Annotated in this window: 19 protein-coding genes; 12 read left to right on the top strand and 7 right to left on the bottom strand. The window is 71.4% G+C overall.

Annotated elements, in window-relative coordinates; all coding sequences use genetic code 11:
* Positions 1-32 precede the first annotated feature (32 nt).
* On the top strand, positions 33-611 hold the full coding sequence (locus ACPXBU_RS19985) for a nucleotidyltransferase family protein (protein WP_425759134.1): 579 nt from the start codon (positions 33-35) through the stop codon (positions 609-611).
* A 56-nt stretch (positions 612-667) separates the two neighbouring features.
* Here the strand turns inward: ACPXBU_RS19985 and ACPXBU_RS19980 are convergent, their stop codons facing one another.
* The 4 genes from ACPXBU_RS19980 to ACPXBU_RS19965 all read right to left on the bottom strand — a co-directional run bounded on the left by ACPXBU_RS19980 (position 668) and on the right by ACPXBU_RS19965 (position 5,267).
* Entirely contained in the window at positions 668-2,044 is a 1,377-nt protein-coding gene (locus tag ACPXBU_RS19980; RefSeq protein WP_425759133.1) for a GH1 family beta-glucosidase, read from the bottom strand.
* Between the two features lie 29 nt (positions 2,045-2,073).
* A complete protein-coding gene (locus ACPXBU_RS19975; RefSeq protein WP_393371017.1) occupies positions 2,074-2,913 on the bottom strand; it encodes a carbohydrate ABC transporter permease in 840 nt (279 codons plus the stop codon).
* Positions 2,906-3,898: a carbohydrate ABC transporter permease gene (locus ACPXBU_RS19970; RefSeq protein WP_425759132.1), complete on the bottom strand. Its 993-nt coding sequence runs from the start codon at positions 3,896-3,898 to the stop codon at positions 2,906-2,908. The genes ACPXBU_RS19975 and ACPXBU_RS19970 overlap by 8 nt, the downstream gene beginning before the upstream one ends.
* A 70-nt stretch (positions 3,899-3,968) precedes the next feature.
* Entirely contained in the window at positions 3,969-5,267 is a 1,299-nt protein-coding gene (locus ACPXBU_RS19965) for a sugar ABC transporter substrate-binding protein (protein WP_425759131.1), read from the bottom strand.
* Between the two features lie 238 nt (positions 5,268-5,505).
* Between ACPXBU_RS19965 and ACPXBU_RS19960 the strand changes: the two genes are divergently transcribed.
* Together ACPXBU_RS19960 and ACPXBU_RS19955 are read left to right on the top strand one after the other, a co-directional pair.
* Positions 5,506-6,705, top strand: a complete 1,200-nt coding sequence (locus tag ACPXBU_RS19960; RefSeq protein WP_393371011.1) for an ROK family transcriptional regulator — start codon at positions 5,506-5,508, stop codon at positions 6,703-6,705.
* 256 nt (positions 6,706-6,961) lie between these two features.
* Positions 6,962-9,190 carry a discoidin domain-containing protein gene (locus ACPXBU_RS19955; RefSeq protein WP_425759130.1) on the top strand — a complete coding sequence of 743 codons (2,229 nt, stop codon included), beginning with the start codon at positions 6,962-6,964 and terminating at the stop codon, positions 9,188-9,190.
* A 109-nt stretch (positions 9,191-9,299) separates the two neighbouring features.
* On the opposite strand, the gene ACPXBU_RS19950 is transcribed toward ACPXBU_RS19955, so the two are convergent.
* Positions 9,300-10,754 carry a flavin monoamine oxidase family protein gene (locus tag ACPXBU_RS19950; protein ID WP_425759257.1) on the bottom strand — a complete coding sequence of 485 codons (1,455 nt, stop codon included), beginning with the start codon at positions 10,752-10,754 and terminating at the stop codon, positions 9,300-9,302.
* A gap of 140 nt (positions 10,755-10,894) precedes the next feature.
* On the opposite strand from ACPXBU_RS19950, the gene ACPXBU_RS19945 reads away from it, so the two are divergent.
* The 3 genes from ACPXBU_RS19945 (at position 10,895) to ACPXBU_RS19935 (ending at position 13,662) form a co-directional block, all read left to right on the top strand.
* Positions 10,895-11,251, top strand: coding sequence for a YciI family protein (locus ACPXBU_RS19945; RefSeq protein ID WP_393371005.1), 357 nt, complete (start codon positions 10,895-10,897; stop codon positions 11,249-11,251).
* A gap of 2 nt (positions 11,252-11,253) precedes the next feature.
* Positions 11,254-12,462, top strand: coding sequence for an RNA polymerase sigma factor (locus ACPXBU_RS19940; RefSeq protein WP_425759129.1), 1,209 nt, complete (start codon positions 11,254-11,256; stop codon positions 12,460-12,462).
* Between the two features lie 66 nt (positions 12,463-12,528).
* Complete coding sequence (locus ACPXBU_RS19935) at positions 12,529-13,662, top strand: carboxylate-amine ligase (RefSeq protein ID WP_425759128.1); 1,134 nt, start codon at positions 12,529-12,531, stop codon at positions 13,660-13,662.
* Positions 13,663-13,672: 10 nt separating this feature from the next.
* Here ACPXBU_RS19935 and ACPXBU_RS19930 read toward each other — a convergent pair whose 3' ends face one another.
* On the bottom strand, positions 13,673-15,457 hold the full coding sequence (locus ACPXBU_RS19930) for an N-acetylglutaminylglutamine amidotransferase (protein ID WP_425759127.1): 1,785 nt from the start codon (positions 15,455-15,457) through the stop codon (positions 13,673-13,675).
* A 195-nt stretch (positions 15,458-15,652) separates the two neighbouring features.
* Positions 15,653-16,084 carry a MarR family winged helix-turn-helix transcriptional regulator gene (locus ACPXBU_RS19925; protein ID WP_393370996.1) on the bottom strand — a complete coding sequence of 144 codons (432 nt, stop codon included), beginning with the start codon at positions 16,082-16,084 and terminating at the stop codon, positions 15,653-15,655.
* Between the two features lie 79 nt (positions 16,085-16,163).
* On the opposite strand from ACPXBU_RS19925, the gene ACPXBU_RS19920 reads away from it, so the two are divergent.
* From ACPXBU_RS19920 to ACPXBU_RS19895, 6 genes are all read left to right on the top strand, one after another.
* On the top strand, positions 16,164-17,957 hold the full coding sequence (locus tag ACPXBU_RS19920; protein WP_425759126.1) for an ABC transporter ATP-binding protein: 1,794 nt from the start codon (positions 16,164-16,166) through the stop codon (positions 17,955-17,957).
* Positions 17,958-18,015: 58 nt separating this feature from the next.
* Positions 18,016-18,657: a TMEM175 family protein gene (locus ACPXBU_RS19915; protein ID WP_425759125.1), complete on the top strand. Its 642-nt coding sequence runs from the start codon at positions 18,016-18,018 to the stop codon at positions 18,655-18,657.
* 189 nt (positions 18,658-18,846) lie between these two features.
* On the top strand, positions 18,847-19,794 hold the full coding sequence (locus ACPXBU_RS19910) for a DUF559 domain-containing protein (protein ID WP_425759124.1): 948 nt from the start codon (positions 18,847-18,849) through the stop codon (positions 19,792-19,794).
* Between the two features lie 114 nt (positions 19,795-19,908).
* On the top strand, positions 19,909-20,478 hold the full coding sequence (locus ACPXBU_RS19905) for a carboxymuconolactone decarboxylase family protein (protein ID WP_425759123.1): 570 nt from the start codon (positions 19,909-19,911) through the stop codon (positions 20,476-20,478).
* A 101-nt stretch (positions 20,479-20,579) separates the two neighbouring features.
* Positions 20,580-20,909: a hypothetical protein gene (locus ACPXBU_RS19900; RefSeq protein WP_425759122.1), complete on the top strand. Its 330-nt coding sequence runs from the start codon at positions 20,580-20,582 to the stop codon at positions 20,907-20,909.
* 314 nt (positions 20,910-21,223) lie between these two features.
* The gene (locus tag ACPXBU_RS19895; protein WP_425759121.1) at positions 21,224-22,174 is read left to right on the top strand and encodes a DUF559 domain-containing protein; all 951 of its coding nucleotides are present in this window, start codon (positions 21,224-21,226) and stop codon (positions 22,172-22,174) included.
* Positions 22,175-22,271: the final 97 nt, after the last annotated feature.

Here is a 22,271-nt window from a genome sequence, read left to right as displayed (position 1 = left end):
GAACAGGGGCGAATAACGCGGGAGGTGGCCGGGTGGGAGACCTGCCCGTGATCGCCGGGCTGCTGCTCGCTGCCGGGGCCGGGCGGCGGTACGGCCGCCCCAAGGCGCTCGTCGAGTTGGAGGGCGAGCCGCTGGTGCGGCGCGGAGTCCGGCTGCTCGACGCCGGCGGCTGCGCGCCCGTGCACGTGGTGCTCGGCGCGGGCGCCGACGAGGTGCCCGACCTGCCCGGCGCGATGCCGGTCCGGCACGACAGGTGGTCCGAGGGGCTGGGGTCGTCACTGCGCCGGGGCCTGGTCTCGCTGCCAGCCGACGTGTCGGCCGTCGTCGTGGTCCTCGTCGACCAGCCGCTGCTCAGCCCGGTCGCGGTCCACCGGGTGCGGGCGGCGTACGCCGGCGGCGCGCTGGTCGCGGTCGCCACCTACGCCGGCCGGCCGGGGCACCCGGTCCTGCTGGGTCGGGACACCTGGCCGCTGCTGGACGGCTACGCCGTCGGCGACCGGGGTGCCCGCGACCTGCTGCGCGAGCGGCCGGACCTGGTGGTCGAGGTGCCCTGCGACGACGTCGGCTCCCCGGTCGACGTGGACACCCCGGCCGACCTGCCCGGCCGCTGAGCGGCGCCGAACGGCCGCCCGGGGTGTCGACACCCCGGGCGGCCGTACCCCCGTTCTCAGGCCACCGGCGTCGCGGTGCCGGTGGCGCGGGCGAGACGCTGGTGGGCGCGGATCAGCTCGGCGTAGCGCAGGCCGCTCGCCTTCACCGTCCGGGCTTGCGTGGCGTAGTCGACGTGCACCAGCCCGAAACGCTTGTCGTAGCCGTACGCCCACTCGAAGTTGTCGAGCAGCGACCAGACGAAGTAGCCGTCCAGCGGCACCCCCCGGGCCACCGCCGACGCGCACGCCGCCAGGTGCTGCTCCAGGTGGTCGGTGCGCTCCTTGTCCTCCACGGTGCCGTCCGGGGTGACCTCGTCCGGCCAGGCCGAGCCGCTCTCGGTGACGATGATCCGGCCCGGCCGGTACTCCTCGTGCACGTCGACGAGCAGCCGCTCCAGGCCCGCCGGGTACATCTCCCAACCCATCGCGGTCTCCACCGAGCCGGGCACCGGCACCTGCCGGGCGTACGGCGCCGCGCCGGTCGGGTCGTCGACCACCAGTTGACGGAAGTAGTAGTTGACCCCGAGGAAGTCGGTGGGCGTGGCGATCACCGTGAGGTCGTCGCCGCGTACCGGTGGCTCGACACCGTAGGTGGCGATCATGTCGGCGGGGTAGCCGCGCCCGTGGATCGGGTCCAGCCACCACCTGTTGACGTGCCCGTCCGCCCGGCGGGCCGCCGCCACGTCCTCGGGTCGGTCGGTGGCCGCCTCGATCGGACTGAGGTTGACCACCAGACCCACCGAGGCCGGGCGGGCCGCGTTGGCGCGGATCGCCTGGGTGGCCAGCCCGTGCCCGAGCAGCACGTGGTGCGAGGCGTGCACCGCGCGGGTGAGGTCCCGCTCGCCGGGGGCCATGTTGCCGTCCAGGTGCCCGATCCAGCACACGCACAGCGGCTCGTTGACGGTGCACCAGTCGGCGACCCGGTCACCGAGGCGGGCGGCCACCACCGCCGCGTAGTCGGCGAACGCCTGGGCGGTGGCGCGCTCCGGCCAACCACCGGCGTCCTGCAACGCCTGCGGCAGATCCCAGTGGTAGAGCGTGACGAACGGCCGGATCCCGTCGGCGAGCAACGTGTCGACGAGCCGGTCGTAGAAGTCCAACCCGGCGGGATTGACCCGACCGACGCCGTCCGGCATCACCCGGGGCCAGGCCACCGAGAAACGGTACGCGTCCACGCCGAGCCGGCGCAGCAGCGCCAGGTCCTCCGGCCACCTGTGGTAGTGGTCGCAGGCCACCGCGCCGGTGTCGCCGTTGTCGACGTTGCCGGGGATCGCCGAGAAGGTGTCCCAGATGGACGGCGTCCGGCCGTCGACGTCGACGGCCCCCTCGATCTGGTACGCCGCCGTGGCGACACCCCAGAGGAAGTCGGGTGGCAGCTTGGACAGGTCGGGCACGGGACGGGTCTCCTCTGGGATTGACGTACTCACTTGACCGCGCCGGCGGTGAGGCCGGCGACGAAGTACCGCTGCAGGGCCAGGAACCCGACGACGACCGGGACGCTCACCACGAGTGAGGCGGCCATGATCTGGTTCCAGTAGACGTTGAACTGGGTGGAGTAGCCCTGGAGGCCGACGGCCAGGGTGCGGCTGCCCTCGTCGGTCATCACCGACGCGAAGAGCACCTCGCCCCAGGCGGTCATGAACGCGTACACGGTTACCGCGACGACGCCGGGCACGGCGGCCGGCAGGATCACCTGGAACAGGGTGCGCAGCGGCCCGGCCCCGTCGACCTGCGCCGCCTCGTCCAGCCCTCGCGGGATCGAGTCGAAGTAGCCGACGAGCATCCAGATCGAGAACGGCAGCGAGAAGGTCAGGTACGTGATCACCAGGCCGGTGCGGCTGGCGTACAACTCGATGCCCGTGGCGTTGCCCAGGTTCACGTAGATGAGGAACAGCGGCAGCAGGAACAGGATGCCGGGGAACATCTGGGTGGACAGCACCGTCACCGAGAAGAGGCCCCGGCCACGGAACCGGTACCGGCTGACCGCGAACGCCGCGAAGATGGCCACCGCGACCGAGCAGATCGCCGCGATGCTCGACACCACCAGGCTGTTCACCAGGTACCGGGCCAGGGGCACGGTGCTCCACATGTCCACGAACGGTTGCAGCGTGGGCCGGCTGGGCCACCAGGTGAAGCCGTTCTGCACGTCCTGCAACGGCTTCGCCGCCGAGGTGACCATCACGTAGAGCGGGATGACGACGAAGAGGGTGAGCAGGGTCAGCACGATGCGCCGGCCCCAGCGCTCACCGGCGGTCTCACGCATGGTCGTCCCTCCGACGGTTGGTGATCAGCAGGTACGCGGCCGAGACGATCATCAGGAACAGCAGCAGCGCCACCGACATCGCCGAGCCGGAGCCGAAGTCCCAGGTCTTGAAGGAACTGCGGTAGATGTGGATGGAGATGAGGTCGGCCTGCTCGGGGGCGGAGCCGCCGAAGAGCACGAACGGGGTGTTGAAGTCGTTGAACGTCCAGAGGAACAGCACCAGCAGCAGCACCAGGTTCACCGGCCGCAACATCGGCAGGGTGACCGAGCGCAGCCGACGCCAGAACCCGGCGCCGTCGATCGCGGCGGCCTCGTACAGCTCGCCGGGCACGTTCTGCAGGCCGGCCATCAGGCAGAGGAACGCGAACGGCCAGTTGCGCCAGACCGACACCACGAGCAGCGACCAGAAGCTGTTGTCACCGATCAGCCAGAACGGCCGCTCGTTCAGCAGCCCGAGCTGGTCGACCAGGACGTGGTTGACCAGGCCGGTGTCGCGTTGCAGCAGGAAGCTCCAGGTGATCACCGCGGCGTAGACCGGCAGGGCGTACGGGGTGAGGAAGAGCGCGCGCAGGATCGCCCGTCCGCGGAACGGCTTCTGCAACACGACAGCCGCCGCGATGCCGAGCAGCCAGGCGAACCCGACCGAGAGCAGGCTGTAGGCCAGGGTGATCCAGAACGAGTGCAGCAGTTCCTTGCCGGCCGCGCTGTTCAGGTCGAGCGTCGCCCGGTAGTTCTCGAACCCGATGAAGGGCGCGGTGGACCAGTCGCGGATGTGGAACTGGGTCAGCTCCAGCAGGCTCATCCAGACCCCGACCACCATCGGGATGACGTGGATGGCGAGTTCCAGCACGATGGCCGGGGCGAGCAGCAGATACGGCAGGAGGGAGCGGCGGGGGCCGCGGGGCCGGCGGGCCGGCTTCCGGGCCGGTGACCCGGCCCGGGGTTCGCGCCGGTCGGCGTCCGGCGCGGTGGTGCTGGTTGCCATCGGGGTCCTCTCGGAGGCGGTGGCCGTGGCCAGGCTCAGCGCCTGACCACGGCCACCGGTGACGCCTGGGTCAGCGCATCTTCTGCTGCGCGTCGGTCAGCTTCGCCTTCACCGAGGCCTCGGTGACCGGCTTGCCGCTTGCCGCGTCCGCGAACAGTTCCTTCATCGCGGTGCCGACCAGGGTCTCGAAGGTGCTCTCCTCGGGCACCTGCGGCAGCGGGGCCGCGGTGGTGACCAGGGTCTCCTGGATGGTCTTCTGCTCGGTGGCGCTGAACGCCGGGTCGGAGCCCGCGGTCTTGACCGCCGGCAGCGAGCCGTACGTCTTGTTGAGGATCGTCTGCTCCTCGTCGCTGGTCATGAACTTGACGAAGCTCAGCGCGCCGTCCTTGTTCTTGGTGTGCTTGAAGACCGCCATGTTGATGCCGGCGACCATGCTGTTGACCTTCTTGCCGCCGGCCGGCGGGCTGGCCAGGAACGGCACCGGGGCCACCCCGTACGCGTCGGCGGCCATGTTCTGCGTCTTCAGGTTCGAGCCGGCGGACTGCCACAGCAGCATGGCGGCCTTGCCGTTGGCGAAGTCGGAGACCGACTGGTTCTGCGCGTACTCCGCGTTGCTCGGGTTGGTGATCTTGTCGGCGGCCATGAAGTCGATGTACCGCTTGATCGCCGAGACGTTCTGCGGGGTGTCGAAGGTCGGCTTGCCGGCCGAGTCGAACCACTCGCCGCCGTACTGCTGGCTGAAGGTGAACGCGTGGTGGGCGTTCTCCGACGGGTTGGCCCCCTCGATCGCCAGGCCCCACTTGCCGCCGGTGCTCAGCTTCTTGCCGTACTCGGCGAGCTGTTCCCAGGTGGTCGGCGGTGCGGTGAGGCCGGCGTCGGCGAACGACTTCTTGTTGTAGTACAGGCTGTACGCCATGCTGTAGAGCGGCACGGCGGCCGGCGGCTTGCCGGGGGCGCCGGCGGCGGCGAGCGCGGCGGGCACGATCCGGTCCTTGCCGCCGACGGCCTGGAGGGTGGCGTCGTCGAACTCGACGAGCGCGCCGGTGGCCTGCAACGACGCCGACCAGGTGTTGCCGATGTTCACCACGTCCGGGCCCTTGCCCGAGGCGGCGGCGGCGAGCAGCCGGTTGAGCAGGTCCGACCACGGGACCACCTCGACGGTGACCTTGATCCCGGTCTGCTTCTCGAACTTGTCCAGCTCGGGCTGGAGGGTCGTCTTGTCGGCCTCCAGGCTGGCGCCCTGGTTGCTGGCCCAGTAGGTGAGCGTCTTGGGCGATGCGGCGGAGTCGTCGCCGGAGCCGCCGCAGGCGGTCAGCGAGGCGGCGGCCAGTACGGCGGCGGTGAATATCCCGAGGTGTCGTCTCGACACGGGTCAGCCCTTCCGGAGCGTGGTGGGGGTCCGCCGACCTCCGTCGCCGATAGGGGTCGAGACGACGGGCGGCCGGCTGCGGGACAGGGTTCGGGGGTGCGCCGTCGGAGTCCGTCGGCGTTTCCCGGGAGTTACATCACGGCTTAAATTATGTCGTCATTAAAGTGGCTGGCCGGTGGGTCGTCAAGCACGGTGCGGTTACAGTCGCCTCGAACGGCCAACCAGAACGGGGTGTCGAGTGGAGCTGGCGCGTGCCACCAACCGCAGCGTGCGGCTGCGCAACCGGTCCGCGCTGCTGACCAAGCTCTTCCTCGACGGCCCGCTCACCCGCCAGGACCTGGTGCGCAGCACCGGGCTGAGTCAACCGGCGGTCAGCAACGTGGTGGCCGACCTGATCGACGAGGGGCTGGTCGCCGAGGCCGGGGCCGCCGAGTCCGACGGCGGCCGGCCCAGCATGCTGCTGCGGATCGCGCCCCGCTTCGCCTTCGTGGTCGGCGTGGACGTCGGCGAGACCCGGGTCCGGGTGGAGCTGTTCGACTTCGCGATGACCCTGCTGGCCAGCGTCGAGTACCCGCTCGACCCGGCCCGGACCGAGCCCGACCTGGTGGCCGGGCACGTGCTGGCCGGCATCGACGCGGTGACCGGGCAGGCCCAGGTGGCCCCCGGCGACGTGCTCGGCGTCGGCATCGGCGTGTCGGGAGTGGTGGAGCAGGGCGTCGAGGCCGTCGTGCACGCCCAGGCCCTCGGTTGGGACCGGGTGCCGCTGGAGAGGCTGATCAGCGCGGGCACCGACCTGCCCCTGCACATCGACAACGGCGCGAAGACCCTCGGCCAGGCCGAGATGTGGTTCGGCGCCGGCCGGGGCGCCCGGCACGCCGTCTTCGCGCTTGTCGGCTCCGGCGTGGGCGCGTCCGTGGTGACCGGCGGCGCCACCTACCGGGGCGCGTCCAGCAGCGCGGGGGAGTGGGGGCACACCACCCTGGTGTACGGCGGCCGGGCCTGCCGGTGCGGCGCGCGCGGCTGCCTGGAGGCGTACGTGGGCGCGGAGGCGATCATCGAGCGCTACCGGGAGGCGCGCCGTGGTCGACCGGTGCCCGGCGAGGACGAGGAGTCCCAGCTCGCCGCCCTCGTCGCCGCCGCCGACACCTCGGTGACCGCCCGGCGGGTGCTGGACGAGACCGCCGGCTACCTCGGCGCGGGCGTGGCCAACCTGATCAACCTGTTCAACCCGGAGCGGGTGGTGCTCGGCGGCTGGGCGGCGATGGCGCTCGGCGACCTGCTGCCGGCCGTCCGCGAGGCCGCCGGCCGGCAGGCGCTGCGCCAGCCGTTCGAGCAGGCGTCGATCGAGCTGTGCCGCCTCGGCGTGGACGCGGTGGCGCTGGGCGCCGCCACGCTCCCGATCGCGCGCTTCCTCACCGAGGGCGGCGTCCGCCGCTGAGCCGGGACGACGGCAGCGGGGCACGGCGAATTACACAAAAAGAATCCTCGGGATAAATAACGAAGTTATAGATCGATGTCTTGACGCCGCCGCAATCTCGCCGCAACACTCCTACGAGAGCGCTCTCCGGCCCGCGGTGCCGTACCGGCGGCACCCAGAACTGTGGCGTCGCATCGGCGGCACCACCAACGGCACCACGGGGCGAGCCCGATCCCACCCTCGCGCAACCCGTAGCCCCCTATCGACAGGCGATGTCATGACATCTCGTGCAACATCCGTACGCCCGCGTCCCCGACGGGCCGTTCGGCACCTGCTCGTCGGACTCACCGTGGCCCTGGTCGCGGCGCTCACGCCGACCGGTGCCACCACCCCCGCGCAGGCCGCCCCCTCCCTGCTGTCCCAGGGCCGCACGGCGACCGCCTCGTCCACCGAGAACGGCGGAACGCCCGCCGCCGCCGCTGTCGACGGCAACACCGGCACCCGCTGGTCCAGCGCGTTCAGCGACCCGCAGTGGTTGCAGGTCGACCTGGGTGCCCGCGCCACCATCACCCAGGTCAACCTGCTGTGGGAGGCCGCCCACGGCCGGGCCTTCCAGCTCCAGACCTCCGACAACGGATCCACCTGGACCACGATCTACTCGACCACCACCGGCACCGGCGGCACCCAGAACCTCACCGTCTCCGGCGCCGGCCGCTACGTCCGCATGTACGGCACCGCCCGGGGCACCGGCTACGGCTACTCGCTCTGGGAGTTCCAGGTCTACGGCGAGACCGGCGGCGGCACCAACGAACCCCCGGTGACGCCCACCGACCCGTACAACCCCAACCTCGGTCCGAACACGTTCGTCTTCGGCCCGAGCACCCCGACGTCGACGATCCAGAGTCGACTGAACACCCTCTTCACCCAGCAGGAGACCAACCAGTTCGGCCCGCAGCGCTACGCCGTGCTGTTCAAGCCCGGCACCTACAGCGCCGACGTCAACCTCGGCTTCTTCACCCAGGTCGCCGGCCTCGGGATGAGCCCGGACGACGTCAACCTCAACGGTCACGTCCGCACCGAGGCGTTCTGGATGGGCGGCAACGCCACCCAGAACTTCTGGCGGGCCGCCGAGAACCTGTCGGTCACCCTGCCCGCCGGGCAGACCGTGGAACGGTGGGCGGTGTCCCAGGCCGCGCCGTACCGCCGGATGCACCTGCGCGGCGGGCAGAACCAGATCCAACTCTGGAACGGCGGCGACGGCTGGTCCAGCGGCGGCCTGCTGGCCGACACCCGCATCGACGGGCTTGTCGTCTCCGGCTCGCAGCAGCAGTGGTACTCCCGCAACAGCGAGTTCGGCAACGGCTGGACCGGCTCGGTGTGGAACATGGTCTTCCAGGGCGTCACCGGCGCGCCGGCGCCGAGCTTCCCCAACCCGTCGCACACAGTCATCGCGCAGACCCCACAGGTCCGCGAGAAGCCGTTCCTCTACGTCGACGGCACCGGCGAGTACCGGGTGTTCGTGCCGGCGCTGCGCACCAACTCGGCGGGCACCAGTTGGTACAACAAGACCCCGGCCGGCTCGTCGATCTCGCTGTCGCAGTTCTTCGTCGTGCAGACCGGCACCAGCGCCGCCACCATCAACGCGGCTCTCGCCCAGGGCAAGCACCTGCTCTTCACCCCGGGCGTGCACCACGTCACCGAGCCGATCCAGGTCAACCGGGCCGACACGGTCGTCCTCGGCCTCGGCCTGGCCACCATCCAGGCCGACAACGGCAGCGTCGGGATGCGGGTGGCCGATGTGGACGGCGTCAAGGTCGCCGGCCTGATGTTCGAGGCCGGCACGACCAACTCACCGGTGCTGATGGAGGTCGGGCCGTCCGGGTCGTCGGCGAGCCACGCCAGCAACCCGACCTCCCTGCACGACGTGTTCTTCCGCATCGGCGGGCCACACGTCGGCAAGGCCACCAACACGTTGACAGTCAACAGCGACAACGTGATCGGTGACCACATGTGGCTGTGGCGGGCCGACCACGCCGCCAGCGGCGTGCCGACCGGGTGGACGTTGAACACCGCCGACACCGGGCTCACGGTCAACGGCGACAACGTCACCATGTACGGCCTCTTCGTCGAGCACTACCAGAAGTACCAGACCATCTGGAACGGCAACGGCGGCCGGACGTACTTCTACCAGAACGAGCTGCCGTACGACGTGCCGAACCAGGCGGCCTGGATGAACGGCTCGACCCGGGGCTACGCCGCCTACAAGGTCGCCGACTCGGTGACCAGTCACCAGGCGTTCGGGCTGGGCAGCTACAGCTACTTCAACGTCAACCCCGCGGTGGTGGAGGAGCGGTCCTTCGAGGTGCCGGTCAACTCGAACGTGCGGTTCACCAACATGGTCACCGTCTCGCTCGGTGGCGTCGGCACCATCAACCGGGTGATCAACAACGCCGGTGGCACCGCGAACGCGGCCAACCAGACGGTGTACCTGACCACCTACCCCTGACCGGGGCGTCCGCGCCGGCCCGGTCCTTGCAGACCGGGTCGGCCGGGTAGCACCCAGGGCCGTCGCCGGCCCGGTCCCGCCGAGACCGGGCCGGCCCGGTCGTGTCCGCTCAACCCGCCAGCACCTCGGCCGCCGCCCGCTCACCAGCCCGCACCGCGCCCTCCAGGTAGCCGGTCCAGCGGGTCGCCGTCTCGGTGCCCGCCCAGTGCACCCGCCCCACCGGCGTCCGCAGGCGCGGGCCGTACGTCTGCCAGGTGCCCGGGGTGAGCGCGCCGCAGAAGCAGCCCCGGGTCCACTCGTCGGCCGACCAGTCGTACTCGACGAGGTCCACCGGGTTTCCGGCTGCCGGCCCGACAACTGTGGCGAACGCGTCCAGCAGGCATCGTCGACGCCGCTCGGGCGACATCTCCCGCAGCGCGGCGGCATCCGCGGCGTAGCTGAACCCGGTCAGCACCCCGAGCGGCGAGGTCGGGGTGGAGTTGTCGACCGTCTCGGTGAGCGGACCGGCGCTGCTGGTGGACACGCCGGACAGCCCGTCGGCACGCCAGAACGGCTCCCGGTAGACGGCGTGCACCTTCAACGCCGAACCCATCGGCATCCGCTGGGTGAGCCCGTCGCGCAGCGCGGGCAGCGGCGGGTCGTACCGGATCCGGCCGGCCAGTGCCGGGGCCAGCGCGACCACCACGGCGTCGCCGGCGACGCGCCCGGTGTCGGTACACGCCGTCACACCGTCGACGGTCTGCTCGATCGCCCGCACCGGCGTGGCAAGCGTCAGCGTTCCCGGGGGCAGGGCGGCGGCCATCCGTTCGGCGAGTGCCGGCGGCCCGCCCACGATCCGGTCCTGCTGCGCGCCGCCGGCCATCCCCAACAACGGACCGGTCCCGCCGGCGCTGCGCAGGTAGAACAGCAGGTGCAACAGGGACAGCTCGTCCGCGCCGGTGGCCAGCAGCCCGCCGGCGAGCAGCCGCCCCAGGTAGTCGGCGATGTCGTCGTCCCCGGCCGTCGCGCGCAGCCATTCGCCGAGGATCGTCCGGTCCCACCGTGCGGCCTCCGGCGTCTCCCAGGGCGCGGCCGGGTCCAGTCGGGCGGCGTACTCGTCGAGCAGGCCGAGCACCCGGCCGACCTGCGCCGGCGGCGCGGCCCGGCGCTGGCCGGCCCAGAGCAGGGTGGGCGCGCCGTCCGCAGCCGACGCGAAGGTGGCCAGCCCGTGCTCGGCGACCAGCGCGTACATCCGGTCCTGGGTCGGGCCGATCCACTGCGCCCCCAGGTCGAGTTGCGTGACCTCGGGCAGCCACCGGGTCAGCGCCCTCCCGCCCACCCGGTCGCGGGCCTCCAACACCCGCACCTGGGCGCCGGCGCGGCTCAGCGCCAGCGCGGCGGCGAGTCCGGAGAAGCCGGCGCCGACCACGACCACCCGGATGCCAACGGTCACGCCGGGACGCTTACCCACAACCGTCGCAGGCATGACTACCGGCCGGTCGCGGCGCTGGTGGGCCGTACCCCGTCCTTCGTCCTTTGCTCTGCACCCGCCGACGCGCCACCCGTGCCTGCGCACCCGTCGCATCCGCGGGTGCAGAGCAAAGGACGCCAGCACCGGGCCGGACCGGACGCCGAGAATTTTCCGGCGGCCTGTCGATCCGGGCGGCGGCCGATCGTGTGGAGGATGAGAGGTCGGCGACGGGCCGGCCCTCGCGAGGAGGAACCATGACGCTGTACCTGCTCAGCCTTCACCAGCCGCAGGGTGAGCTGCCGCCGGACCCGGAGTTCCTGGCCGGGGTGATGCGCCAGCTCGGTGAGTTTCGTGAGGAGTTGGCCTCCACCGGGTCGTGGGTCTTCGGGCAGGGCCTGCACGGCCCGGAGACCGCCACCGTGCTGCGCGCCCGCGACGGCGACGTCCTGGTCACCGACGGCCCGTTCGTGGAGGGCAAGGAGCACCTGGGCGGCATCACGATCATCGACGTGCCGGACCTGGACGCCGCCCTGCACTGGGGTCGCCGCTACGCGCTGGCCACCACCCTGCCGATCGAGGTGCGCCCCTTCCAGGGCGGGGCCGGCGACTGATCGTGCCCGACGTGGAGGCGGTGTTCCGCGCGGAGTACGGCCGCGCGGTCGCCGTCCTGGTGCGCCTCCTCGGCGACATCGAACTCGCCGAGGAGGCGGTCCAGGAGGCGTTCGCCGTCGCGGTGGCGCGCTGGCCGACGACCGGCCCGCCGCCCAGTCCGGCCGGCTGGATCATCACCACCGCCCGGAACCGGGCGATCGACCGGCTGCGCCGCGACGCGTCCCGGGTCGACAGGCACTCCCAGGCGGCCCTGTTGTTCGCCGCCGACCGACCCGTCGAGGAGGGACCGGTGCACGACGACCGGCTACGGCTGATCTTCACCTGCTGCCATCCGGCGCTCGCCCCGAGCACCCGGGTCGCCCTCACCCTGCGGCTGCTCGGTGGCCTGAGCACCGCCGAGATCGCCCGGGCCTTCCTGGTGCCGGAGCCGACCATGGCGCAGCGGCTGGTCCGGGCCAAGTCGAAGATCCGCAACGCGCGGATCCCGTACCGCGTGCCGCGTGCCGCCGACCTGCCCGACCGGCTGCACGCGGTGCTCGCGGTGCTCTACCTGATCTTCAACGAGGGGTACACGGCCAGCGCCGGACGACATCTGGTCCGCGCCGAGCTGTGCGTCGAGGCGATCCGGCTGACCCGGCTGCTGGTCGAGCTGATGCCGGACGAGCCGGAGGCGCTCGGTCTGCTCGCGTTGCTGCTGCTCACCGAGTCGCGCCGCGACGCGCGGACCACCGCCGAGGGTGAGCTGGTGGCGTTGCCGAGCCAGGACCGGGCCCGGTGGGACGCTCAGCTGATCACCGAGGGGCAGGCGCTGGTGCGCCGCTGCCTGCGCCGCGACCGGCCCGGCCCGTACCAGATCCAGGCCGCGATCGCCGCCGTGCACAGCGCCGCGCGGCGCGCCGCCGACACCGACTGGGCGCAGATCCTTGCGCTGTACGACCAGCTGACGGTGATCGCCCCCAGCCCGGTGGTGGCGCTGAACCGGGCCGTCGCGCTCGCCGAGCTGTCCGGACCGGCGGTCGCGCTGACCGAGGTGGACCGCCTCGACCTGGTCGGCTACCACGTCTACCACGTGGTCCGCGCCGATCTGCTGGCCCGGCTCGGCCGGGGCGGGGAGGCCGTCGAGGCGTACCGGATGGCTGTCGCCCGGACGGACAACGCGGCCGAACGGGCCTTTCTCACCGCACGCGCGGCGGCCCTGGCAATGCCCTGAGGGCGTGTTTGTCACCGGGGTAGCCCGGGAAACCGAGGCGCCGGCCGCAGCAGTGGGGGAGGCGCCATGGCGTACCGTTCGGCGACCGCCGGCATCGTGCCCGACCTGTCCACCCTCACCCTCGGCGTCGAGGAGGAGTTCCTGCTGCTCGACCCGGCCAGCGGGCGCAACCTGCCGGTGGCCGACCAGGTGCTGGCCGCGCTGCGCGGCCCCGCCCGGGACCAGAGCCGCCAGGAGTTCCGGCACAGCATGGTGGAGATGGTCACCCCGGTCTGCGCCGACCTCGACGAGCTGCGCGCGCACCTGGTGGCGCTGCGTCGCTGGGCCGCCGAGGCCGCCACGGCGGCCGGGGCCCGGCTCGTGGCGATCGGCGCCACCCCGGTGGCCGAGCCGCACCGGACGGTCCCCGACGAGCCGCGCTACCACGCGATGTCGCGCCGGTACGGCCCGGTGGCGCACGACCCGGCGGTGTGCGGCTGCCACATCCACGTCGGGCTCTCCGACCGGGAACTGGCCGTGCAGGTCTGCAACCACCTACGGGTCTGGCTGCCGGTGGTGCAGGCGATCACCACCAACTCGCCGCTACAGGACGGGCGCGACACCGGTCACGCCAGCTGGCGGTCGATGCAGCTGGAACGGTGGCCCAGCATCGGCCCGACGCCGTACTTCGACTCCGCGACCGACTACGACCGGACCGTGGAGGAGCTGATCGCCGCCGGCGTCATGCTGGACGCGGCGATGGTCTACTGGTACGCCCGACCGTCGTCGGCCTACCCGACCGTGGAGATCCGGGTGGGCGACGTCTGCCCGGACGTGGACGACGTGGTGCTTGTCGCCGCGCTGGTCCGGTCGCTCGTTGCCACCCTCGCCGACGACGTCCGCGCCGGGGTGACCGCGCCGCCCGTCCGCGACTGTCTGGTGGCCGCCGCGCACTGGCGGGCCGCCCACGACGGTCTCGACGGCGAGCTGATCGACCTTCGTGCCGGGGGCACCCGGCCGGCCTGGGCACTCGTCGACGAGCTGATGGCGGTGATCGCTCCGGCCCTGCTGCGTCACGGCGACCTGGGGTACGTGTTGGCACAACTGGCCCGGGTACGCCGCGACGGCACCGGGGCCACCCGGCAGCGCCGGGTGCTGGAGCGTACCGGTGACGTTCGCGCCGTCCTCGACGACCTGGCCGCCCGCACGACGGCCGGGTGACCGGCGGCGCTCAGCGGATGTCGTGGGTCTGTAGCCACAGCTCCAGCAGGCCGAGCTGCCACAGCTTGTTGCTGCCGGCCGCCGCCTCGGCCCGGTCCGGGTCGGCGAGCAGGCGTGCCACGTACTCCGGGCGGAACAGCCCTCGCTCGCGCGCGGCCGGCGCCTGCAACGCCTCGGCGACCAGCTCGCGCACCGGGCCGTCCACCCTGCGCAGCGCGGGCACCGGGAAGTAGCCCTTGGGACGGTCGATCACCTCGGCGGGCAGCACCTCCCGGGCGACCTCCTTGAGTACTCCCTTACCGCCCTGGGCGACCTTGTGCCGCGGGGGACAGTGCGCCGCCAGGGTGACCAGGTCCTGGTCGAGGAACGGCGTCCGCACCTCCAGGCCCCACGCCATGCTCATGCTGTCCACCCGCTTGACCGGGTCGTCCGGCAGCATCAGGTGGGTGTCCAGGCGCAGCACCGCGTCCAGCGCGGTCTGTGCCCCGGGCGCGGCGAGGTGCGCGGTGAGCAGGTCCCGGCTGGCGTCGTGCTCCAGCGCGTACGCCGGGCCGACGATGGCGCGCAACTCGTCGTGGTCGCGGTCGAAGAACGCGGCGGCGAACGTCTCGGCGGCGCTGTGCCGGGACGCCTCGGTGAGCGGTTGGTGATAGCCGTAGCCGGCGAACACCTCGTCCGCGCCCTGCCCGGACTGTGCCACCTTGACATGCCGCGCCACCTGCTCGGAGAGGAGATGGAACGCGACCACGTCGTGGCTGCCCATCGGCTCGGTCATCGCCAGCACGGCACGCCGGACCGCGGGCACCAGGTCGTCGTCGGCCAGCCGGATCCGGTGGTGGTCGGTGTCGTACGCGCGGGCCACCAGGTCGGAGTAGTGGAACTCGTCGCCGGACTCGCCGTCGCGGCCGTCGAAGCCGATGCTGAACGTACGCAGGTGCTGTTGACCGGCCTCGGCGAGCAGCGCCACGATGAGGCTGGAGTCCAGTCCACCGGAGAGCAGCACCCCGACCGGCACGTCGGCGACCAGCCGTCGGCGTACCGCCGTGCGCAGCGCGTCCCCGACGGCGGCCCGCCAGTCGGCGGCGTCCATCCCCGCGTCGGCGGGCTCCCGCACGTAGTCGGGCCGCCAGTACACCTCCTCGCGGCCGCGGCCGTCCGCCTCGATCACCCGCAGGGTGGCCGGCGGCAGCTTGCGCACCCCGCGCAGCACGGTCCGCGGCGCGGGAACGATGGAGTGCCAGGACAGGTAGTGGTGCAGCGCCACCGGGTCGATGCCGGTGTCGACGTCGCCGGCCCGCAACAGCGCGGGCAGGGTGGAGGCGAACCGCAGCCGCCCGGGGGTCTCGGCGAGGTAGAGCGGTTTGATGCCGAGCCGGTCGCGGGCCAGGACCAGCCGCCGCCGCGCCCGGTCGACAAGCCCGAGCGCGAACATGCCGACCAGGTGGTCGACGAAGCGTTCACCCCAGTGCGCGTACGCGACCAGGACCACCTCGGTGTCGCTCGTGGAGTGGAAGCCGTAGCCGGCGTTCTGCAACTCCTCGCGCAACTGCGGGTAGTTGTAGACGCAGCCGTTGAAGACCAGGGCCAGGCCCAGGTCGTCGCGGACCATCGGCTGCCCGCCCGCATCGGACAGGTCGATGATTGTGAGTCGGCGGTGCCCGAGGGTCACCCAGCCCTCGGCGCACAGGCCCTCGTCGTCCGGGCCGCGCGAGCGCATCGCCTCGGTCATCCGGGTCACCGCCGCCGCGTCGGGCGACCTACCGTCGAAGCGCGCCTCCCCGCTGATCCCGCACATCAGCCGGGGCGGTTGTTCGGGTGTGGCACCAGCGGCACGAGCGTCCTCCTGTCACCTCGCCCCGGCCGGTGACGGCCGGTCCCTCCGGCGGGGGCCGCTGGCTACCCGTGCGCGAGGTGGGCAAACCCGCTGCGTGTGCGGGGCGGGCGGACCGCCGTCCCCGCTGCGTGTGCGGGGCGGGCGGACCGCCGTCGGTCAGGCGCGCAGGGTCCGCAGGATGCGGGCCAACTCGGCGCGGTCGGTGTCGTTGAGGTGGCCGAAGAAGCGGTCCGCCTCGGCCCGCCGGGCGGTCCGGATGGCGGCGCCGAGGCGCTTGCCCTCCTCGGTGAGCGCGACAAGTGTCGCCCGCCGGTCGGCCGGGTCCGGTCGGCGTTCGACGAGCCCACGGGTCTGCAGGTCGTCGACGACCTCGGTGGCCGAGCGGGCCGCGATGCGCAGGTGCTCGGCGAGCGTGCCGGGACGTACCTCACCGTGGCGGCCCAGGACACCGAGGGCTCGGGACTGGCTGGGCGTGATGTCCCAGGGGGTCAGCGACTCCTTGGTCTGCCGGCGCAAACGGGACGCCACGGCCCAGAACGTCTCGGCCAGGCTGTCGTCGTCGCCGGTCCCGGTGGTGTCCTCGGTCACCGGAATACCGTAACAGCAAATGCGGTTGCTCCCTCATGTTGAGGTAACCTCAGCATATTCGACGGAAAGGCAGTCCCCCTTGGAACCCACCCCGAAGGGCCGCGACCGCGGCCACCGCACCCTCAGCGCCGAAGAGAAGGCGCAGGCCCGCCAGGTGTCACTGCGCCGCATCGGCCGCCTGTTCACCCCCCACCGGCCCGCGCTGGCCGTGGTCACCGCGATCATCGTGCTCTCCTCGATCATCGCGATGGCGACCCCCTTCCTCCTGCGTACCGTGATCGACCGCGCCCTGCCGCAGGGCGACGTGACCCTGCTGGTCTGGCTCGTCCTCGGCATGGTCGCCGTCGCGGCCGTGACCTCCGCCCTCGGCGTCGTGCAGACCTGGATCTCCACCCAGGTCGGGCAGCGGGTCATGCACCGGCTGCGCACCGACGTCTTCAGCCACCTCCAGCGCCAGTCGCTGGGCTTCTTCACCCGCACCCGCACCGGCGAGGTGCAGTCCCGGATCACCAACGACATCGGCGGCATGCAGTCGGTGGTCACCTCGACCGCCACCGCCGTCGCCGCCAACCTCACCACTGTCGTCGCCACCGCCGTGGCCATGGTCGCGCTCTCCTGGCAGCTCTCCCTCGTCTCGCTCGTGGTGCTGCCGCCGGCGATCTGGCTGACCCGCCGGGTCGCCCGGATGCGCCGCGAGATCACCGCCCAGCGGCAACGCGAACTCGCCGACCTCAACGTCACCGTCGAGGAAGGCCTGTCGATCAGCGGCGTGCAACTCGCCAAGACCCTCGGCACCGGCCCCGCGCTGATCGACAGGTTCACCGCCTCCTCGGAACGACTCGTCGACCTGGAACTGCGCAGCGAACTGGCCGGCCGCTGGCGGATGGCCTCGATGAGCATCATCTTCGCCGCCGTACCCGCGGTCATCTACCTCGCCGCCGGGCTGCCCAGCACCGCCGGCACGCTGAGCATCGGCACCCTCGTCGCGTTCACCGCGCTGCAGGGCGGCCTGTTCCGGCCACTGATGGGCCTGCTCAACGTGGGCGTCTCGCTCACCGCGTCGCTGGCGCTCTTCGCCCGGATCTTCGAGTACCTCGACCTGCCGGTCGACGTGGCCGACCCCGCCGAGCCGGTCCACCTCGACCCCACAGGCGTACGCGGACACCTGCGCCTGGAGGACGTCACCTTCGGCTACCCGGGCAGCGACACCGCAGCCCTCGCCGGGATCACCCTCGACGTGCCCGCCGGCACCAGCCTCGCCCTGGTCGGCGAGACCGGCTCCGGCAAGAGCACCCTGGCCGGCCTGGTCAGCCGCCTGCACGACCCGACCGCCGGCCGGCTCACCGTCGACGGCGTCGACCTGCGCGACCTGCGCCTCGCCGACCTCGCCGCGATCGTCGGCGTGGTCAGCCAGGAGACGTACCTCCTGCACACCACCGTCCGGGAGAACCTGCGCTACGCCCGGCCGGAGGCCACCGACACCGAGATCGAGGACGCCGCCCGCGCCGCCCAGATCCACGACCTGATCACCGGGCTGCCCGACGGGTACGACACCATGGTCGGCTCCCGCGGCCACCGGTTCTCCGGCGGCGAGAAGCAACGCCTCGCCATCGCCCGTACGCTGCTGCGCGACCCGCGCATCCTGGTCCTCGACGAGGCCACGAGCGCGCTGGACACCGAGACCGAACGGGCCGTGCAGCGGGCGTTCGACGTCCTCGCCGAGGGTCGTACCACGATCACCATCGCCCACCGGCTGTCCACGGTGCGTGACGCCGACCAGATCGCGGTGCTCGACCACGGCCGGATCGTCGAGGCCGGCACCCACGACAGCCTGCTGGACCGCAACGGTCGCTACGCCGCCCTGGCGGCCTGAGCCGGCGCCGGCTCCGGCTCCGGGGTTGCGCGAAAGCGGCATATAGCATGATTAGGGCGTGAACGCCCAGAGGGGTACGTCGCCGCTGACCCGTCAGCCGGGCCGGTTGGTGAGCTTCAGCGATGGAGTCTTCGCCATCGCCGTGACGCTGCTCGTGCTGGAGATCCAACCGCCACCGGACTTCGGGCACCTGCTGCGGGGCCTCGGGGCGCTCTGGCCGTCGTACCTGGCATACACGCTGAGCTTCCTGCTCATCGGGCAGGTGTGGGTCAACCACCACGTCATGTTCGACTACGTCCGACACGTCGACCGGGGAATCCTGTTCCTCAACACTCTGCTCCTGATGGTCATCGCGTTCCTGCCGTTCTCCACGTCGCTCCTCGCCGGCGCGCTCCGCGCGGAGCAGGGACTGCGGACCGCGATCCTCGTCTACGGCAGCACACTGTGGATGGCCGCGGCCCTGTTCAACATCATCTGGTCCTATCTCCGCCGCGCGAAGCTGCTGGCCCCCTCCCTCGGGGCCTTCGGCGTCCGGGCCATCGGCCGCCGATTCGCGCTCGCGCTGCTCTGGATCGGCTCCGGCATCCTCGTCGGCGCGTTCGTGCCGATCGCGGGCGTCGCCATCATCGCCGGCTTCCTCCCCGCCTACTACCTACCCATCCGCGGCGAGTACGGCGAGAACAATTCGGCGGCGCGATGACGGCCATCCCCCTGATCGTTGGCAGCTGAGCAACTCGACACGCCGGTGTCCGCCCTGCTGAGCTGCCAACGATCGGTGCGGCTAGCAGAAGTTGAACTGGGTGGGGCGTTGTCCACAGACAGTTGCGTTTCCACAGGGCAGCTGCGGGTGTGGTTGCCGAGGGTCGAGGTGGGGCCGCACGGTCGTCGCGTGCAGGTGGCGCTTCAGGAATTGGTTCGGCTCGGCGGAGGGCTGGTTACTCTCGGTGCCCTGCGGCAGGTGGTGCCGCAGTGGACGGTGCGGCAGGCCTGTCGTAGCGGCGAGCTGGTACGCGTACTGCCCGAGGTCTTCGTGGCAGCGGACCTGCTCGACGATCGACCCGGCGCCCCCGCCCTCAGTCGGCTCCGCCCTGCCCTGAGTCAACGGGCGGCTCTCGCCTGGGCAGACGACTGCGGCGCGCTCAGTCACCTCAGCGCGCTCGATCTCTGGGGGTTGCGCCCGTCGGCGCCCGGTGAGCCGGTGCACCTCAGCACACCGGCGAGCGCCAGCCTGCGCACCCGACCCGGACTTGTCGTACATCGACGCCTCGGCCTGAGCATGGGACCACCGCACGTCGTCGTCCGGCGGGACCTGCCGGTTACGCGCATCGAGCAGGCACTCGTCGACTCCTGGCCGATTCTGCCACCTGCCGAGCGGCGGGCGCCGGTGATCCGAGCGGTGAACGACTGGCTGACCACACCCGAACGGCTGACAGCGGCCCTGGACACCGTACCGAAGCTCGCCGACCGGGCGGTGCTCCGAACGTTGCTGGCCAAGCTCGCCGACGGCTGCCGCAGCCCGCTGGAGATCTGGGGACACGAACACGTCTTCACCGGCCCCGGGATGCCGGCGTTCCGCCGACAGGTGCCGATGAGCGTCGGGCGAACGATCTACCTCGACATGTTTGCCGAGCGGGAACGGGTCAACCTCGAACTCGACGGTGCGACCACCCACGGCGACCCGCGTCAGCGGGAGATCGACCTGCGCCGGGACGCGCTGCTCGCGACCATCGGAATCGTGGTGGTCCGGTTCGCCCACCGTCGTCTGGTACACGAGATCGACGAGGTACGCCGGGAAACCCTCGCCATCCTGGCGATCCGCAGGGATGTGAAGCGCTAGCGGGGATCACGGCTGGACGTCCCGCCATGCCAGACGCCGGTACACGACCGATTTCCTGACAGTGCCCGCTGTTCCAACGGCGTACCGTCCGGGTCAAACAAGGGGAGGAGTCGGATGAGTCTTCTGCGGCAGGCAGAGCAGTCGCCGGACACCGAGCGGATGTTCGAGACCGACACGAAGGCGATGGGCTACCTGCCCAACTACACCAGGTTGTTTGCGCACAGCCCGGCGGCGTACCTGGCATGGCAGCAGCTCAACGGTGCGGTGAAGGCCGAGATGGAGCTGCGCCGCTATGAGTTGGTGACCCTCGCCGCAGCCCGGGCCCTGAAATCCTCCTACTGCGGCCTGGCACACGGAAAGGTCCTCCGCGACAGGTTCTTCGACGCGCCGACCGTCGCCGCCATCGCCTCGGATCACGGCAGCGCCGGTCTCTCCGCGCAGGAGGTCGCAGTCGTCAACTTCGCCGGAAAGGTCGCGGCAGATGCGAACTCCGTCACCGAGGCCGACGTCGTGGGTCTGCGCGGTCACGGTCTCGACGACACGGACATCTTCCGCGTGATCCTCGCCGTTGGCGCCAGATGCTTCTTCAGCACTGTCCTGAGCGCTGCCGGGGCTGAGCCCGATCCGCAGTACGAGGAGAGTCTGGACGTGGATCTGCGGCAGGCGCTGAGCTTCGGCGGTTGAATGCCCGTGCCGAACAGTGAGCCGCTCGGACTGCAGCGGCACCTAAGTTGAACCATGACGGCGCCGCCCCACCCAACCTCCCGATTCCACCGGTACGCCAGATGACGAATGAGGAGTTGGCGGACCTGGCCGCGAGCGGGGCCGCGTACCGGGGCAAGGCGGTGTTCGAGTTGGTCGACCGAGCACCCTCCGACGACGATGCCGCCAACCGGCTCGATCAGCTGAGTCGGCTGCCGGTTCTGCGCGAAGACCGCGCATTTCACCTGGTGTCCCTCGCCTGGGCGGCGATCATCGGCCTACTGGCCGCGGAGACGGCGCACGCACGGGCGAAGGCGTACGCCGCGTTCGAGGCCCTCGATCAAACCGATCAGACGGAGTTCCTCGCGTACGTACGGGCCGAGCGAATCGAGGAAGCGCATCTCCACATGTGACCGCCGCACTTTCGAGTCGAAGCGGTCAGGTGACGCCGGTGCGGGCGGTGCAGCTCCGTAGCCCGGGTAAAGCACCATTGCCACTCCCGCGAAGCCACTGTCGGGCCCAACCCGCCGACGCTTCAGCAGCCGAGCAAGGATCTGAATTGCCGGCATATCACTGCGTACACCGCTCCGGTAGACGGTTCGGACGCCGTGCCACCTGTCCTGACGGCTCCGTAGCACAGTCGATGTCGCTTCGGACGGTTGTCCACAGGTGCCTCCGCTGTCCACAGCAGCCCTCAGGGAACAGTGCTCCGAGGCAGGGTGGGCGGGTGGACCCGAGGCTGCATGCTCTGCTCGTACGCCATGACGGCGTGGTCACCCGACGGGACGTGCTGCAAGTGGCGCCGGCCTGGACGATTCAGACTGCTTGGCGTGCGGGTCGGCTAATTCCGGTGCTGCCCGGGACCTACGTTGACGCCGCACTGGTCCGCAACCTGGACGCCGACCTGCCGGTGCTGGCCCGTGTCGAGCCCGAGCTGGCACGCCGGGCGGCTCTGGCATATGGCGGTGGGCGGGCGACGCTCAGTCGCCTCACCGCCCTCGACGTGTGGGGCCTCCGCCGCCAGCCCCCCGGAGAGCCGGTTCATCTCGACCTGCCCAGAGGGTCTGGCTTGCGGAACCGACCACACCTGGCGGTACGCCACCGCAACAACTTCGCGATCGCGCCGCCGCAGGTGGTGACACGTTCGGGAGTGCCGGTCACCCGGCTGGACCGGACTCTGCTGGACTGTTGGCCGCTGCTCCAACCGGTCGACCGACCTGGTCCGCTCATCCGTGCGGTCAATGACCGGCTGACCACCGCGCAGCGCCTCGTCGCCGCTCTCGGCGAGGTGCCGAGGATCGACGACCGCCTGGCGTTGCGGCGTCTGCTCGACCGGCTTGCCGCTGGTTGCCACAGCCCGCTGGAGATCTGGGGCCACGACCACGTCTTCACCGGGTCGGGTATGCCGACGTTCAGCCGGCAGGCACGGGTGCTGGTCGGGGCCCGGACCATCTATCTCGACATGTTCGCCGAGGCGGAGCGGGTCGACATCGAGCTGGACGGCGCTACCAGCCATGGCGATCCGGCCGAGCGGGAGATCGACCTTCGCCGTGACGCCCTCCTGGCGACCATCGGGATCCTCGTCGTCCGGTTCACGCATCGACGGCTCATCGCGGATCCGGTCCAGGTACGCCGGGAAACCATGGCCATCCTCGCCACACGCTCCCGTTTCCCATGATCAGGTGATGAAAAGTAGGTCTCAGGGGCGCTCCAGACCTGTTTCTCATCACCTGATCATGAAATGCGGTGGGGTGGGCGTGGGGTGGGCGTGGGGT

The organism is Micromonospora sp. DT231 (genome assembly GCF_049847025.1).
Classification (GTDB): Bacteria; Actinomycetota; Actinomycetes; order Mycobacteriales; family Micromonosporaceae; genus Micromonospora.
Note: the sequence above shows the minus strand (reverse complement) of the source record. Positions and strands in the feature narration are given on the sequence as shown.

Bases quoted from the DNA above. Each gene is read 5' to 3' on its own strand.
- ACPXBU_RS19975 (WP_393371017.1), bottom strand. From the start codon at position 2,913: ATGCGTGAGACCGCCGGTGAGCGCTGGGGCCGGCGCATCGTGCTGACC.
- ACPXBU_RS19970 (WP_425759132.1), bottom strand. From the start codon at position 3,898: ATGGCAACCAGCACCACCGCGCCGGACGCCGACCGGCGCGAACCCCGG.
- ACPXBU_RS19955 (WP_425759130.1), top strand. From the start codon at position 6,962: ATGACATCTCGTGCAACATCCGTACGCCCGCGTCCCCGACGGGCCGTT.
- ACPXBU_RS19950 (WP_425759257.1), bottom strand. From the start codon at position 10,754: ATGCGACGGGTGCGCAGGCACGGGTGGCGCGTCGGCGGGTGCAGAGCA.
- ACPXBU_RS19945 (WP_393371005.1), top strand. From the start codon at position 10,895: ATGACGCTGTACCTGCTCAGCCTTCACCAGCCGCAGGGTGAGCTGCCG.
- ACPXBU_RS19935 (WP_425759128.1), top strand. From the start codon at position 12,529: ATGGCGTACCGTTCGGCGACCGCCGGCATCGTGCCCGACCTGTCCACC.
- ACPXBU_RS19930 (WP_425759127.1), bottom strand. From the start codon at position 15,457: ATGTGCGGGATCAGCGGGGAGGCGCGCTTCGACGGTAGGTCGCCCGAC.
- ACPXBU_RS19905 (WP_425759123.1), top strand. From the start codon at position 19,909: ATGAGTCTTCTGCGGCAGGCAGAGCAGTCGCCGGACACCGAGCGGATG.
- ACPXBU_RS19900 (WP_425759122.1), top strand. From the start codon at position 20,580: ATGACGAATGAGGAGTTGGCGGACCTGGCCGCGAGCGGGGCCGCGTAC.